Source organism: Adlercreutzia rubneri, from assembly GCF_009755265.1.
Classification (GTDB): domain Bacteria; phylum Actinomycetota; class Coriobacteriia; order Coriobacteriales; family Eggerthellaceae; genus Adlercreutzia; species Adlercreutzia rubneri.
The window spans coordinates 1-13,294 of sequence record NZ_WPOO01000009.1; the positions used below are offsets into that span (position 1 = coordinate 1).

Below are 13,294 nucleotides of genomic sequence, written 5' to 3' on the forward strand. Positions count from 1 at the left end.
CTACTCGACCGTCCGTCTAAAGGCCTTCCGGGAGGGCGGCAGGACCGTCTACGATACGATAGACAACCGCAGGAGGCGGTTGGGGCTGGCGGCGTAGGCCGCTGTCCAAGTAACTGTCCGCACCCCCAGGACGCTGATAAGTGCAGATTTTGATACAAATTCTGACAACTCGGCGTCCGACCAATTTCGCATACTGGCTCTTAGCGGATCCAAGCGCGTCGACCCGCCACAATATAACAAGCTTGGCCAACGCGTCCGTCTCTTCCCTAGAAAGAGCTGCGGCATCGCCTCATTCCAGGCAAGTGCTGAGGCCGATTCTCCTGTACAAGCGGTACTAGTTTTGTATAGTTACGTTTATTATAATCGTGACTATACAAAACCCTTATCGGGAGCGCCGACAAACAGCGGCTGTTCCTCTTCTCGAAAAGCGGCTTTACCGACGCCTGCCGAGCCGAAGCCGCCGCCTGCGGGTGCCGCCTCGTAGCGCTTGCAGATATGGGGCTGGGGCAATAGAACCGATCCGCTTGGCCGCCCGCGCTTGGCCTAACGCAGCCGCTTCTCCCCCAGAAACGGGCTCGGTTCGTCGCGGTAGAGGACGGTCAGGGCGTGCATGGCGCGGGTGACGGCCACGTAGAGCAGGTTGCGATCGGCCTCGGTGGCGTACTGGCGGCCGTCGGCGTCCAGCAGCACCGCCTCGTCGAACTCGAGGCCCTTGGCTAGGCGCACCGAGCTGACGACGATACCGCCCGGGTAGGCGTCCGTTTCATCGGTGAGCAGCGTAAGGTCGTGATCGCGCGCAATGAGCTCAGCGTAGCGGGCGGCGAGGAAGTCCGATTTCGCGATGACTCCCAAGGTGCGCCGCCCCGAGGCACGCCACCGCTCGATGGCTTCGTCCACCGCCGCGAGCACCCCCACGGTGTCGCCGCAGCGCGCAAAGCGCACCGCCTCCCCATGGCGCTGGACGGCGACGAGACCCGCAACGGGCATCACCCGGGCGGCCAGCTCGGTGATCTCGCTGGTCGAACGGTAACTCGTCATGAGCCGCACCACCCGCGCGCCCGGATAATGGGCCGCCACCGCCTCGGGCGCCGACACCGCACGGCCGTCCACGAGCTGGTTCACATCCCCCAGGATAGTGCGATCGCAGCGGAACAGGCGGGAGATGGCCTCGTGCTGCACCGGCGTCAGATCCTGCATCTCATCGATGACCAGATGGCGCACGGCAGAAGTGGGGGCGAATCCGTCGGGGCCCGCGAAGGCCAGGGCGCACAGCACGACGGGGAAGGCGTCCTCCCATTCCACCACGCCCTTGGCCGGCGCCTTAAACAGGGCGCTCTGGCCCGTGTCGGCTAAAAAGCGCTTGTACAGCGCCAGCGGGTTCTTGGCCCGCATCATGCGCAGGAGCCGCCCGCGCAGCTCGCGGCGCGTCGGCATGGTGTGGACATAGCGGCCGAAGGTCTTGCCATGGGCCAACTCCAACGCGTCGCCGGCGATAAGGTCGAGGCGCTCATCGAAGGGCACCGGCGCGTAAGCCGCAAAGCGCTCGGCGAGCCAGGACGCCTCGGCCACGTCGCCCCCGACGGCCAAGTCGCGCGGCTCGAAGAGCTCCGATGCCGCCACCTTCCCATCGCCGGAGCCCTTCTCCCCCAGCTGAGCGCCGAGCCACGCCGTCAACGAGGCAGCGAACGCCTCGGTGCCCTTGGCGGCAGCACGGGCCGCCCGAACCGGGTCGGCCTCATCGGCAGCCGACACCGGGAGCGCCACTTTCGTGATCCCTTCCAAAAGGAGGGCCGCCAAGTCGTGCAGGCTCCACTGCCGCACTGGCTCCTCGCCCAGCTCCGGCAGCACCCCGGAAATGTAGTCGGAGAACACCCGGCTCGGCGAGAGGATGGCCACCGACTGCGAGGTCAGCCGCTCTTTCTGGCGATACAACAGGTAGGCAACCCGGTGCAGCGCGATGGAAGTCTTGCCCGAGCCGGCCACGCCCTGAATGATAAGCGTGCCGGGCGCCTCATCGCGAATGACGGCGTTCTGCTCGCGCTGGATGGAGGAGACGATATCATGCATCTTCGCGTCAGACGTGCGCCCGAGAACCGTCGCGAGTACCTCGTCGCGCACGCTGGAGCTGGAGTCCACCGCGTAGCGCAGCTGCCCCTCCTCGATGGAGATCTGCCGCTTGAGCGCGAGCGTTCCCTCCCGGCGCCCGGCCGGTGCCTCGAAGGCGGCCGGCCCCGGCTCGAAGTCGTAGAACAGCGCGGCCACCGGGCTTCGCCAATCGGAGATGAGCGCCTGGTTCTCCCAGGTGAGGGCGAAGCGCCCGAGGTAGGTGATCTGGCGTGCGGCCGCCGTCTCGCCTTCGGCCGAACCGGCAGATGAGGACGCCCCTTCCTCGCCTTCGACGAAATCGACCCGGGCGAAGTAGGGCGAATCGAGCAGCTTCTCCAACCGGCCTCGGGAGCGATGGGCCAAAGCGGCCTGGGCGTCCATGCGGTTCAGCTCATAGGCAGAAAGATGCGCCTCCTCCGGCGCCAATTCGCCACGCGAGGCCGCCAGCTGCGCCCCCGCCTCGCGATGGCTCGCCTCCGTACGCTCGGCCAACCCGCGCGCTCGATCGACGGCCGCGCGCACCGCACCCAACACCTCGTCAAGGTGGGCTTGCTCTTCCGCTTCTATGCTAGGGGATCCTCCATCGGTGTCCGCATCGGCATCTGCGTCTGCAGACCGAAGCAGGGCTTCGTCATGTTCCGCATCCACAGCCTTCTCCTTCCTCGTCCAGATTTCGCGAAACGCGGACGGCTCGGCCCTCGCTGAGCCCCGTCCGGGAAACCTGAGAGGTCGAAGCCGTGAGATGCGCCGACGTCAAGGGGAAACGCTATGCTAGCGGCCCCGCGCCTGAGCACCAGTCGCCACCGCACCGACCTCCACAAAATTCGCGCAACTTCGCTTCCCATGCTAAGACGGTATGGCTGTAGCGAGTCGTTTACCGTTTGATGCCAAGGGGCAGCAGCCAGACGTCAGCAGGGACAACTTCCCTTAGCATGGAACTCAGCGTTTACGTGGCGTCAAAAGCGTCGCCGACTGCGGCGCCCGATGCCGCTGTCGACCGCGGCGCTCGACGCCGCCGACCCCGAGACAAGGAGCGCTCATGCCCATGAACCCCGCCGTCCAAGCGGTCATCAAGGCCATCACGCGCCTGCAGCCCGACGTGGCCAATTCCTGGAACTCCCAGCGCAAGGTGGAGGACGCCGCCGGCAAACTCACCATTGCCGACCCGCGCTGCCGCATCGACAAGATCACCGCCACAGCCGACGACGGCTACGAGATTCCCTTGCGCGTGTTCACGCCCCTCGACATCGACTTCTCCCTGAAGCGGGGCCTACACGTGAACGAGGATCACCGCGGCACCATCCTGTACTTGCACGGCGGCGGCTGGGCCAACGGCGACGTGGAATTCTACAGCGACGCCTGCATGCGCACGGCGCTGAAGCTCGAGCGCCGCGTCATCGCCGTCGACTACCGGCGCAGCCCCGAGCACCGCTTCCCCACCGCGCTTGAGGACTGCTACGCCGTGGCGCGGCAGCTGTTCGCCGGCACGCTTATCCGCGACGCCGATCCCGGGCGCATCGTGCTCATGGGCGACTCGGCCGGCGGCAACCTCACGGCGGCCGTGAGCCTTCTCGCCCGCGAGCGCGGCGACTTCCGCCCGCGCACCCAGATCCTCTTGTACCCGCTCGTGTACAACGACCACTCCGAAACGACGCTGTTCGATTCCGTGCGCGACAACGGCGAGGACTACATTCTCACCCGCCAGGCCATCGTCGACTACATCGAACTGTACCTGCGCACGCCCGCCGATTTCCACGACTCCCGCTTCGCACCGCTCATCGCGACGTCGCTGGCCGACCTGCCCCGCACGCTCGTCATCACCGCCGAGTACGACCCTTTGCGCGACGAGGGCGAGGCTTTCGCTGCGCGCCTGGATGCGGAGGGCAACGAAGTGGCCTGCTTCCGCATGAACGACGGCGTCCACGGCTACTTTTTGTACCCCTCCGTGCTCTCGCTCGTGCGCGACACCTACCGCCTCATCGCGCACTTCCTCGATGGCGACCCGCTCCCGAAACCCGGTGACCGGCCATGGCTGACGCTTCTTGGTACCGACTAGACAACGTCGGCAAGTTCTACGCCGCCCAGGCGGGAAGCCCGAACCAGACCATCTTCCGCTTGGCGGCCACCATGGTCGACGAGGTGGACGCGCAGGCGCTGCAGCGCGCGCTGGACGCCACCGTGGCGCAGTTCCCCGGCTTCAATGTATCGCTGCGATCCGGCATGTTCTGGCATTACTTGGAACCGTCCGGCACCGCGCCGCGCGTGACTCCCGAGAACCTGCCCATCTGCTACGGCCTGCATGCCGGGCCCCAAAGCGTGCTCTTCCGCGTGAGCTACTATCGCCGGCGCATCAACGTCGAAGTGTCCCACATGATCTCCGACGGGCGCGGGGCCCTGGAGTTCCTAAAAGCGCTGCTCGGCGCTTACGTGGCCGAGCGCTACGGGTTGCCCGAAGCCGCCGCCTGCGCTTATGCGGGCACCGAGGCGCAGAAGACCGAGGACAGCTTCACGACCAACTACGACCGCTCCGCGGCGGGAAAGGCGAAAAAGCCGCGCGTCTTCCATCTGACGGGCCTGAAGACCGACGCCGACCCGCTTTACCTGGAATACCACCTATCGGCCAGCGCCGTGCATGCCGCCGCCAAAGACGCCGGAGTCAGCGTCACCTCCTACCTCATCGCGGCGGTCATCTGCGCCGTGCGCGCCACGATGACCGCCCGCGACCGGCGCCGGGCCATCCACCTGGACGTCCCCGTCGACCTGCGCAGCCTCTTCGGCTCGGCCACCCTGCGCAACTTCTTCGGGCTCGCTTTCGTCTCCTACGCTCCCGGCGCCGCCAATGCCTCGGTGGCCGAGGTGGCCGTCGAAGTGCAGCGCCAGCTGACCGCCGGATGCGAGCCCGCATCCCTGAAGCGCCGTATGATGGCCATGATCAAGCTGGAGAAGAACCCACTTCTGCGCGCGGCGCCCCTCATCGTGAAGGATGCGGCGCTGGCCGTCGCCGACGCGCGCGCCGCCCGCGAGGTCACCACTACCGTCTCGAGCCTCGGCCGCGTGGCGCTGGACGAATGCACGGCCCCCTACGTGGAAGGCATCAGCGCGCTCACGTCCACCTCCGGCCTCAACTTCATCGTGTGCACCTACGGCGACGATCTATCCATCGGCATCTCCAGCCGCTTCCTCGGCCAGAAGGTGACCCGCGCCCTGGCAGAGGTTTTGGAAGACGAGGGGATGCGCGGATATCTGAACGCAAACCGCGACGCGCCGGCGTTCCACCGCCCCGGTCCGCTGGCGGCCGCCCGCAAGGCGGCTCCCGTGCCATCGGTGTTCCCGCCGAACTCCTTCGAGCGCAAGAGCACCCGCGTCCGCACGGTTCTGGCGGTGCTCACCCTTATCTGCATCGCACTTATCGCGCTTTTGGGCGGCACTGCGGGCGGCAGCGCGCTGGCCGTGGGGGCGCCGTGTGCGGCCGTGGCCCTGAACTGGCTGTTCGTGCGGAACATGATCGTGCACGCCCCCGACTTCATCCGCGTGGTTGAGCGCTACTTCCTCGTGCTTTTGGCCGTGGCGGGGCTGTGGTTCGCATCCACGGGAAACCTCATCGTCACCACCTACGTGGTGCCGGGCCTGTGCATGCTGGCCCTCGCGTTCAACGCGGTGCTCCTCATCGCCTTCCGCGGACCGTTTGTCACCGGATACGCGAAGTACCTCATCTACGAGGTGCTGCTCGGGCTCGTTCCCCTGGCGCTTCTGGCCGCCGGCCTCATCACCTGGCCGCCCTTGGCCATAGCCGCCGGCGCAGCCGCCGCGGCCCTGCTGGCCATCCTGCTCCTGGTCGGCCGCAAGCAACTGGCCGCCGAAGCCCGCAAGCTGTTCTCGCTGCGGTAGGCCACCTGTCTCCAGTCCCTACCCCACCACTGCCAGCACGATGGCGGCGGCCAGCACCGCCACGCACACGGCCAGGGCCACGAAGTCCTCGGCATGCAGCGGGTAGTCCTTGTAGCCGCTCGTGCGCGTGCGCAGGTTGAAGCCGCGCACCTCGGCGGCGATGGCGGCGGAGTTCGTCTTGCGCACCGAGCTCACCAGAAGCGGCACGCACAGAGGAATCATGAGCCGCACCTTCTTCGCAAAAGAGCCGTCGAATTCCACGCCGCGGGCTGTCTGGGCCTCCATGATGCCGGCCATGTCGTTCATGAACACGGGAATGAAGTGCACCGTGCTCGTGAAGGTGAACGCGTACTTGTAGGGCACGTGCAGCTGCTTGACGGCCGCGTTTGTCAGGTCGTTCATCTTCGTGACGTAGAACACGAGGAACAAAGGTATCGCCGCCGCCATGAGGCGCACGACGACCGTGAGCGCCGCCAGCAGGCTGCCGGTGCCGATGTACCCCCAGGGCAGCGGCACGAGCGGCATGCCGTGGGGCGTCGTGAGCAGGATGACCACGGCCAGAATGAGCGAGAACGCGAACACCGCCTTGCAGAGGCCGGCCGTCTCGCGACCCAGCCCGCACGAAGCGGCCATGACGAGCGCGGCGGCCAGAAGGATCAGCAGAAACACCAGGTTGCTCGTCACGAAGCAGGCGATGGCGATGAGCACCGCGCCGATGAGCTTCACACAGGGGTTCATACGGTGCAGAAAGCTCTCCCCCGGCACATATTCCAGAAACTTGGCCATTAGTCGATCGCCTCCACTTCCACGTCTTCGACCTCCCTATCGCATGCCTGGGCCACCGCCGTCACCATTTGGGCCACGGTGTTCGCCTCGGCCACAGCCGCGGGACAGGCCGCCTCGCGCCCGAGAATGAGCGACACCTCGGTCACCTGAGGCGGCAGGATGTGCGCCTCCTTCAGCACGCGCCCGTCGCGCAGCACCTCGAAGGTGGGGCCGTCGGCCACCACCCGTCCAGCGGTCATGGCGATGACGCGGCGGGCGAAGTCCCCCACCACTTCCATGTCGTGGCAGACCATGATGACCGTGGTGCCGTTCTCGTTCAGCTCGCGCACCACATCCATCACCTTCACGCACTCGCGAAAGTCGAGACCGGTGGTCGGCTCGTCCAGGATGATGGTGGGCGGCGCCAGCACGATGATGGAGGCCAGCGCGAGCAGCTGCCGCGTGCCGCGGTTCAGCAGGTAGGGCTCGGCATCCGCGTCGAAGCCGAAGCGCTCGATCATGGCGTCCACCCGCGCCTCCGCTTCCGACCCCTCCTCGCCGAGCGCTTTGAACCCGAACATAAGCTCCTCGCGCACGGTGTTGCAGCAAATTTGCCGATCGGGGTTCTGGAAGAGAAAGCCGATGCGCCGGGCCAATTCGCTCGTCTTCAGGGAGGTCGTGGGCACGCCGTCGATGAGCACCTCGCCGGAGGTGGGCTTCAAAAGCCCGTTCACGAGTCGCATCGTGGTGGATTTCCCCGCTCCGTTGGTGCCGACGAAGGCCACGAAGTCGCCGTTGTTCACCGTGAAGCTCACGTCGTTCAGCACGGCCAGCTCGCCGTCGTAGGACGCCGACACGTTCTTGAACTCGATCATGCGAGAACCTCCTTCAGCGCCGCCGCGGCCCCGGCCACGTTGCGCACCGTGGGGCCGGCGTACAGGCCCTGGGCGGAAAGCGCGTTCATGAGCGTCGTCGAGCGCGGCACGTTCACGCCGAGCGCCAGCAGCTCCTCGGAGTGGGCCAGCACCGCGTCCGGCGTATCGGCGAAGCGGATGCGGCCCTCGTCCACGATGACGAGCATGTCAGCGTAGTCGGATAGAAGCGCGATCTTCTGCTCCACCACGACGACCGTGGTGCCGTGTTCCCGGGCGTAGCGGGCCAGCAGATCGAACACCGTCACCGACGAGGCCGGGTCCAGCTCGGCGGTAGGCTCGTCCAGCACGAGCACCTTGGGGTGCAGCGCCAGCACCGAGGCCACGGCCACCTTCTGCTTCTGGCCGCCGGACAGGCTGTCGATGGTGCGGTCGCGCAGATCCGCGATGCCCATGGAGGCGAGCGCCTCGTCCACCCGCGCGGGAATCTCCTCGCGCGGCACGGCGAAGTTCTCCAGGCCGTAGAGGATCTCGTCTTCCACCACGGTGGACACCATCTGGGAGTCGATGTCCTGGCACACGCTGCCCACCAGTCGCGACAGGTCGGTCAGCGAGGTGTCCACGGTATCGCACCCTTCCACCGTGACCGAGCCGTAGAAGTCGCCCGGATAGCAATGCGGGATGATGCCGTTGATGGCGTAGGTGAGGGTGGACTTCCCGCTGCCCGCCGCCCCAGTGATGCCGACGAAGCAGCCGTCGGGAATGGAAAGCGTGATGTCGCGCACCACGGGCTCGGCCCCTTCCCGGTACCGAAAACTGAACTCGTTGAACTCGATCATGATGACCTTTCTTGCTCGTGCCGGACCAGCAGTTTAACGCTTCAGCACCTTCTTCAGGGGCGTCGCCAGCACCTCGACGAAGATGCAGTTGAAGGTGGCGGTGCCCAGCACGATGGCCACGTAGGCCGCCATGGCCACGGCGAAGTCGCCGCCCACGGACACGACGTTGATGTAGACGGACAGCGCCGCGAAGGTGAAGCCGGACACGCAGGTGGAGATGAACGTGTTCACGAGCGGGTTCACGTCCAGCTTGCCGATCTTCATGGGCACGTGGATGAGCAGCCCGCAGGCGAGCGCACCCAAAAGCTCCGAGGGAATGTTGAGCAGCGGCGTGGCGTTCAGCATCGGAATCTGGCACACAAGGCCTGCGATGAGCCCGATGACGAGCGACTGGGCCACGTTCGGTCGGATGATGATAATGGCCAGGCAGTAGGCGGCGATAATGAAGTTCGGCTTCATGCCGAAGGAGGCGAGCAGGCTGCCCACCGTGAGCTTCAGCACGGCACCGGCGGCCAGAAGCACGGCCACCAAGATGAGATCCTGGATGGCCAGTCCCTTCTTCTCAGCCGCAGCCACGGTGCGCTTGGCGCCGGCGGCGGGGGTTGCGGTTTCAGCGTCGGCGGTCATACGGAGTTCTGCCATGTCGATCAGTCCTTTCTCGGGCGGTTTCCCCACCGCCCCTCGTGCCCGCTTCTTACGGGCCTTCCAATTCGTAGCAATTGCTCCTTCGCCGACGCCTTTCGAGAGGTTCCCGGCCGACCCCAACAAAAAAGGATCTGTCCTTCGCTTAAAGGACAGATCCCTCGATCTGCGGTGCCACCTTTAATTGATTCGCGCGATGCGAACCCTCTCATGAACGGGCCATCACCCGTTCTGCCTTTAACGCAGGCTCACGGTCCAGATACTCGGCCTCGTCGGAACAAACGACGTCGGGCCTTTCCCCTTTCCCTCGGCGATCCATTTACCCTCTGGCGTTCTGCGGGAATCTCAGCTGCGCCCGCTCTCTGTGAGTGCCCGGATGGCTTGACTTTCGCCTCATCGGTTTAAGGTATATTCAATTGCTGCGTGTACTTTAGCACAGAAAACCAACCGCGCAACCCCCAATTTCCCCACCGCCCGCCAACGGGCCCTTGAAGGGCAAGACTTGGAGGGCAAAAGCGAGAGCGAAAGGGTTGAGGGGTGAAAACGGGTGCGTTGCGAGAGCCCAACTGCGCGATTCAGTCGAAAACGGCATCCTTCCCTAGAGAGCGCAGGGCTTTGCGCAGGAGCGTTGAGCGATTCCCCGCTCCCGTCTTCTGATAGATGTTGGCTAAGTGTCGGTTGACCGTACTCGTCGATATCGTGAGGCTTGCGGCTATTTCTGCGGGAAGAAGGCCGCTGCATACCATCTCGCAAATCTCCGCCTCTCTCGCCGTAAGACCATACAACTCGTTAAAATTCTCGAGCGACCCGCCTCGGCCGCGATACGAAACTCCCACTGGATACAGTTGGTGGAATTTTTCACCGAGATGGCGAGCCGTCACCGATAGAATATCCAACTCCTTATCGGTGAAATCTCCCTCCCCTTCGTCACGTGCAAACGTCACCGTCGCAAAGCCAACGCCATGGCTGAAGACGTTGATACCGCAGCCATAGACGACGCCCATGGGCCTCATCCATTTCTGGTAAAACTCGCTTTTCTGCCTCATTCCGTCTGAAATGAAATCTGAATCTCGATAAGCAACGATATCGCCCATCTGACTCGTCGCCCACGATGTGTAGTCCTTCTCGATGAATTCGTCGTAATAGCTATCAAGAGCCTTCTTCTCGATGGTGGTGGTTACCGGGTCGAAGAAGACATCTCGACCTCGGCGTCGGCCTTTGAGATCGAACACGGAAATCTCGTGGGGAACCAGCTGTTTCATCCTCTCGAGGAAACGGAGTCGCAAGTCCCTCACGTTCTCCGCCTGATATATGTCAAAAACTACATCGTCTATTTGCCGCCATTCCGACTCCGAGATCATAACGCCTCCGCACTCTAGGACTCGCCGCCGCGCTGCATATATTTATGCAGAATGAAAAGATGCACAACTCAAAGAATTTCATAGTTCGTCGCTCAAATTTACCATAAGCGCAGCGGTATCTCAAACCGCCGAGCCAATGGGGGATTCTGCCATATTACGGACGATATCCCCAGATAGGAGGATTTCCATGGTCAAGGATTACATCGACACCAACGACTTCACCAAGGAGGAACTGCTCGGCATGGTGGACCTCGCCATCGCCATGAAGGGGCTCATCAAGGAGGGCGGCGAGTACCCGCTGCTGCTCGCGAACAAGACCCTCGGCATGATCTTCCAGCAGGTGTCCACCCGCACCCGCATCTCCTTCGAGACGGCCATGACCGACCTCGGCGGCCACGCGCAGTTCTTCGGCCCCGGCTCCATCCAGCTGGGCGGCCATGAGTCCATCGAGGACTCCGGCCGCGTCATGGGAAGCCTCGTCGACATCCTCATGGCCCGCGTCGACCGCCACAAGGACGTGGTGGACCTGGCGAAGTACTCCGCCGCGCCGGTCATCAACGGCATGAGCGAGTTCAACCATCCCACCCAGGAGCTCGGCGACCTCATGACCATGATCGAGAACCTGCCCGCCGGCAAGAAGATCGAGGACTGCAAGCTCGCCTTCATCGGCGACGCCACCCAGGTGTGCGTGTCGCTGATGTTCATCGCCTCGAAGATGGGCATGGACTTCGTGCAGTTCGGCCCGAAGGGCCACCAGATCTCCGACGGCGCCCTGCACGTGGGCACCGACGAGGAGCGCGCCGCCTTCGGCAAGCAGCTCATGGCCATCGGCGAGGAGAACTGCAAGGTCTCCGGCGGCACCATCACCGTCTCCGACGACATCTCCTGCATCGAGGGCGCCGACTTCGTCTACACCGACGTGTGGTACGGCCTCTACGACGAGGAGGTCTCCGGCGAGAACTACATGGACGTGTTCTACCCGAAGTACCAGGTGACCTGGGACCTGATGAACGCGGCCGGCCCGGACTCCAAGTTCATGCACTGCCTGCCCGCCACCCGCGGCGAGGAAGTGGTGGACGAGGCGATGGATGACCCCGCGCGCAGCCTGTGCTGGGACGAGGCTGAGAACCGCAAGCACTCCATCCGCGCCATCCTGGCCACCCTGTGCCCCCAGAGCGAGCCGGACGAGGAGAAGGCGACTGCCTACCGCGCCACCATCGACAGCTGCATGGCAAAGCTGGGCAAGCACGGTCTGTAAGACGTACCGGGTCGAGGGAGTTGCGGCTCCCCCGCCTTCATCTTCCAAGTAAGGAGCCACACTATGAGTGGTAAGAAGAAGTTCAAGCTTTTAGACGTGATCCTCTCGGTGATCTGCGTGGTGTTCGTTGCCGAAGCCATCGCTCCCGCCGCGGCCATCGGAAACCAGCAGTTCTTCTGGTGGATATTCCTGATCATCACCTTCCTTCTGCCCTACGGCCTTATTGTATCGGAGCTGGGAACCGCCTATGCCGACGACGAGGGAGGCCTGTACGATTGGGTGCGCCGTGCCTTCGGCGACAAGTGGGGCGCCCGCGTCAGCTGGTACTACTGGATCAACTTCCCCCTGTGGATCGCCAGCTTGGCCGTGCTCTTCCCCAGCACCCTCGGAGCCATGGCAGGTATAGAGCTGGGTCTCGTTCCCTCTTTGGCCATAGAGCTCGCTTTTATCTGGATCATCATCTTCATCAGCTTCTCCCGCGCCTCTGACGCCATTTGGATCATGAACGTGGCCGCAGTCCTCAAAGTCGCTATAGCCCTGTGCCTCGGAGGGCTCGGAATCTACTTTGCGGCAACTTCGGGATTCGCCAGCGATATGGCCCCGGCAACGTTCATGCCGTCGTTCGATATGAACGCTCTTGCGTACCTCTCCATCATCCTCTTCAATTTCCTGGGATTCGAGGTAGTCGCCACTTACGCAAGCGACATGGAAAACCCACGCGTGCAGATTCCCAAGGCCATTATCATCGGGGGCATCGTCATCGCCGCCATTTACATGGCTGGCTCGTTCGGCATCGGCGCCGCCATTCCTGCGACTGAACTGAGCCTCGATTCCGGCATCATGGACGCCGTCGCCATCATGACGGGCGACGGGTCGCTCCCGCTCATCATCGTCGGCGTCGTCTTCCTCCTTACACTGTTCGGCAATATGGTGAGCTGGTCGTTCGGCGTTAATTTCGTTGTTGTGTGCGCAGCTAAAGACCGGAACATGCCGACCGCGTTTTCCACGGAAACCCGCAAAAGCAACATGCCGAAGGGAGTCACTATAGCAAACGGCATCATCGCATCCATCGTCGTGCTTCTCCTGCCCGTCGCCGAGGCGTTCGGTATCGGGGACTTTTTCTGGGTGCTGTTCTCCGTGGGAGTCGTATTCCTGCTCTTCAGCTACATTCCTATGTTCCCGGCCTTCCTGAAACTGCGGCGCATCGACCCTAATCGAAACCGACTCTTCCGCGTGCCCGGCTCGCGCGCCGTTCTCAGCGTCTTGGCGTGGCTACCCGTAGTGATCCTCGTGCTAGCTGCCTTCATCACCATCGTACCCCTCGACGGCTCGGAGTCGGAGCTAGCGAAACTGCCCATGCTCATCACCGTTATCGCCTTCATCATACTGGGAGAGGTCGTTCGCATCGTCGCGGGCAAAAAACGTCCCCAGGCCTACCTTGGCATGGGCAAGAGCGGCGAACCACCGGCCCGTTCCCTACCTGGAGCCGAAGTTGAGGAAGAGCGATCCCAGAGAGAGGAGCACCTGGCGAGAAATTAGCGAAAAATGAACTGCCTGCGAAAA

10 protein-coding genes are annotated in these 13,294 nt (G+C 63.8%); 4 read left to right on the forward strand and 6 right to left on the reverse strand.

Going from position 1 to position 13,294, the window contains the following annotated elements:
- Window positions 1–543: 543 nt before the first annotated feature.
- Complete coding sequence (locus GO707_RS06450; RefSeq protein WP_114549143.1) at window positions 544–2,754, reverse strand: HelD family protein; 2,211 nt, start codon at window positions 2,752–2,754, stop codon at window positions 544–546.
- A gap of 391 nt (window positions 2,755–3,145) precedes the next feature.
- Here GO707_RS06450 and GO707_RS06455 point away from each other — a divergent pair, with 391 nt between their 5' ends.
- Complete coding sequence (locus GO707_RS06455; protein ID WP_114549144.1) at window positions 3,146–4,162, forward strand: alpha/beta hydrolase; 1,017 nt, start codon at window positions 3,146–3,148, stop codon at window positions 4,160–4,162.
- On the forward strand, window positions 4,135–5,994 hold the full coding sequence (locus GO707_RS06460; RefSeq protein ID WP_157012591.1) for a DUF6320 domain-containing protein: 1,860 nt from the start codon (window positions 4,135–4,137) through the stop codon (window positions 5,992–5,994). The genes GO707_RS06455 and GO707_RS06460 overlap by 28 nt, the downstream gene beginning before the upstream one ends.
- 18 nt (window positions 5,995–6,012) lie before the next feature.
- Here the strand turns inward: GO707_RS06460 and GO707_RS06465 are convergent, their stop codons facing one another.
- The 5 genes from GO707_RS06465 to GO707_RS12580 all read right to left on the reverse strand — a co-directional run bounded on the left by GO707_RS06465 (window position 6,013) and on the right by GO707_RS12580 (window position 10,344).
- Complete coding sequence (locus tag GO707_RS06465; RefSeq protein ID WP_114549146.1) at window positions 6,013–6,780, reverse strand: energy-coupling factor transporter transmembrane component T family protein; 768 nt, start codon at window positions 6,778–6,780, stop codon at window positions 6,013–6,015.
- Window positions 6,780–7,634, reverse strand: a complete 855-nt coding sequence (locus GO707_RS06470; protein WP_114549147.1) for an energy-coupling factor ABC transporter ATP-binding protein — start codon at window positions 7,632–7,634, stop codon at window positions 6,780–6,782. Before GO707_RS06470 ends, GO707_RS06465 begins: the two co-directional genes overlap by 1 nt.
- Window positions 7,631–8,470: an energy-coupling factor ABC transporter ATP-binding protein gene (locus GO707_RS06475; RefSeq protein WP_114549148.1), complete on the reverse strand. Its 840-nt coding sequence runs from the start codon at window positions 8,468–8,470 to the stop codon at window positions 7,631–7,633. The genes GO707_RS06470 and GO707_RS06475 overlap by 4 nt, the downstream gene beginning before the upstream one ends.
- A gap of 33 nt (window positions 8,471–8,503) precedes the next feature.
- The gene (locus tag GO707_RS06480) at window positions 8,504–9,112 is read right to left on the reverse strand and encodes a hypothetical protein (RefSeq protein ID WP_114539259.1); all 609 of its coding nucleotides are present in this window, start codon (window positions 9,110–9,112) and stop codon (window positions 8,504–8,506) included.
- 575 nt (window positions 9,113–9,687) lie between these two features.
- A complete protein-coding gene (locus GO707_RS12580; protein WP_198161033.1) occupies window positions 9,688–10,344 on the reverse strand; it encodes a helix-turn-helix transcriptional regulator in 657 nt (218 codons plus the stop codon).
- Between the two features lie 316 nt (window positions 10,345–10,660).
- On the opposite strand from GO707_RS12580, the gene ptcA reads away from it, so the two are divergent.
- Complete coding sequence (ptcA, locus tag GO707_RS06490) at window positions 10,661–11,731, forward strand: putrescine carbamoyltransferase (RefSeq protein WP_157012592.1); 1,071 nt, start codon at window positions 10,661–10,663, stop codon at window positions 11,729–11,731.
- A gap of 63 nt (window positions 11,732–11,794) precedes the next feature.
- Window positions 11,795–13,270, forward strand: a complete 1,476-nt coding sequence (locus GO707_RS06495; protein ID WP_157012593.1) for an APC family permease — start codon at window positions 11,795–11,797, stop codon at window positions 13,268–13,270.
- Window positions 13,271–13,294 lie beyond the last annotated feature (24 nt).

Coding starts and splice junctions, on each gene's coding strand:
- GO707_RS06455 (WP_114549144.1), top strand. CDS start 3,146: ATGCCCATGAACCCCGCCGTCCAAGCGGTCATCAAGGCCATCACGCGC.
- GO707_RS06460 (WP_157012591.1), top strand. CDS start 4,135: ATGGCTGACGCTTCTTGGTACCGACTAGACAACGTCGGCAAGTTCTAC.
- GO707_RS06465 (WP_114549146.1), bottom strand. CDS start 6,780: ATGGCCAAGTTTCTGGAATATGTGCCGGGGGAGAGCTTTCTGCACCGT.
- GO707_RS06470 (WP_114549147.1), bottom strand. CDS start 7,634: ATGATCGAGTTCAAGAACGTGTCGGCGTCCTACGACGGCGAGCTGGCC.
- GO707_RS06475 (WP_114549148.1), bottom strand. CDS start 8,470: ATGATCGAGTTCAACGAGTTCAGTTTTCGGTACCGGGAAGGGGCCGAG.
- GO707_RS06480 (WP_114539259.1), bottom strand. CDS start 9,112: ATGGCAGAACTCCGTATGACCGCCGACGCTGAAACCGCAACCCCCGCC.
- ptcA (WP_157012592.1), top strand. CDS start 10,661: ATGGTCAAGGATTACATCGACACCAACGACTTCACCAAGGAGGAACTG.
- GO707_RS06495 (WP_157012593.1), top strand. CDS start 11,795: ATGAGTGGTAAGAAGAAGTTCAAGCTTTTAGACGTGATCCTCTCGGTG.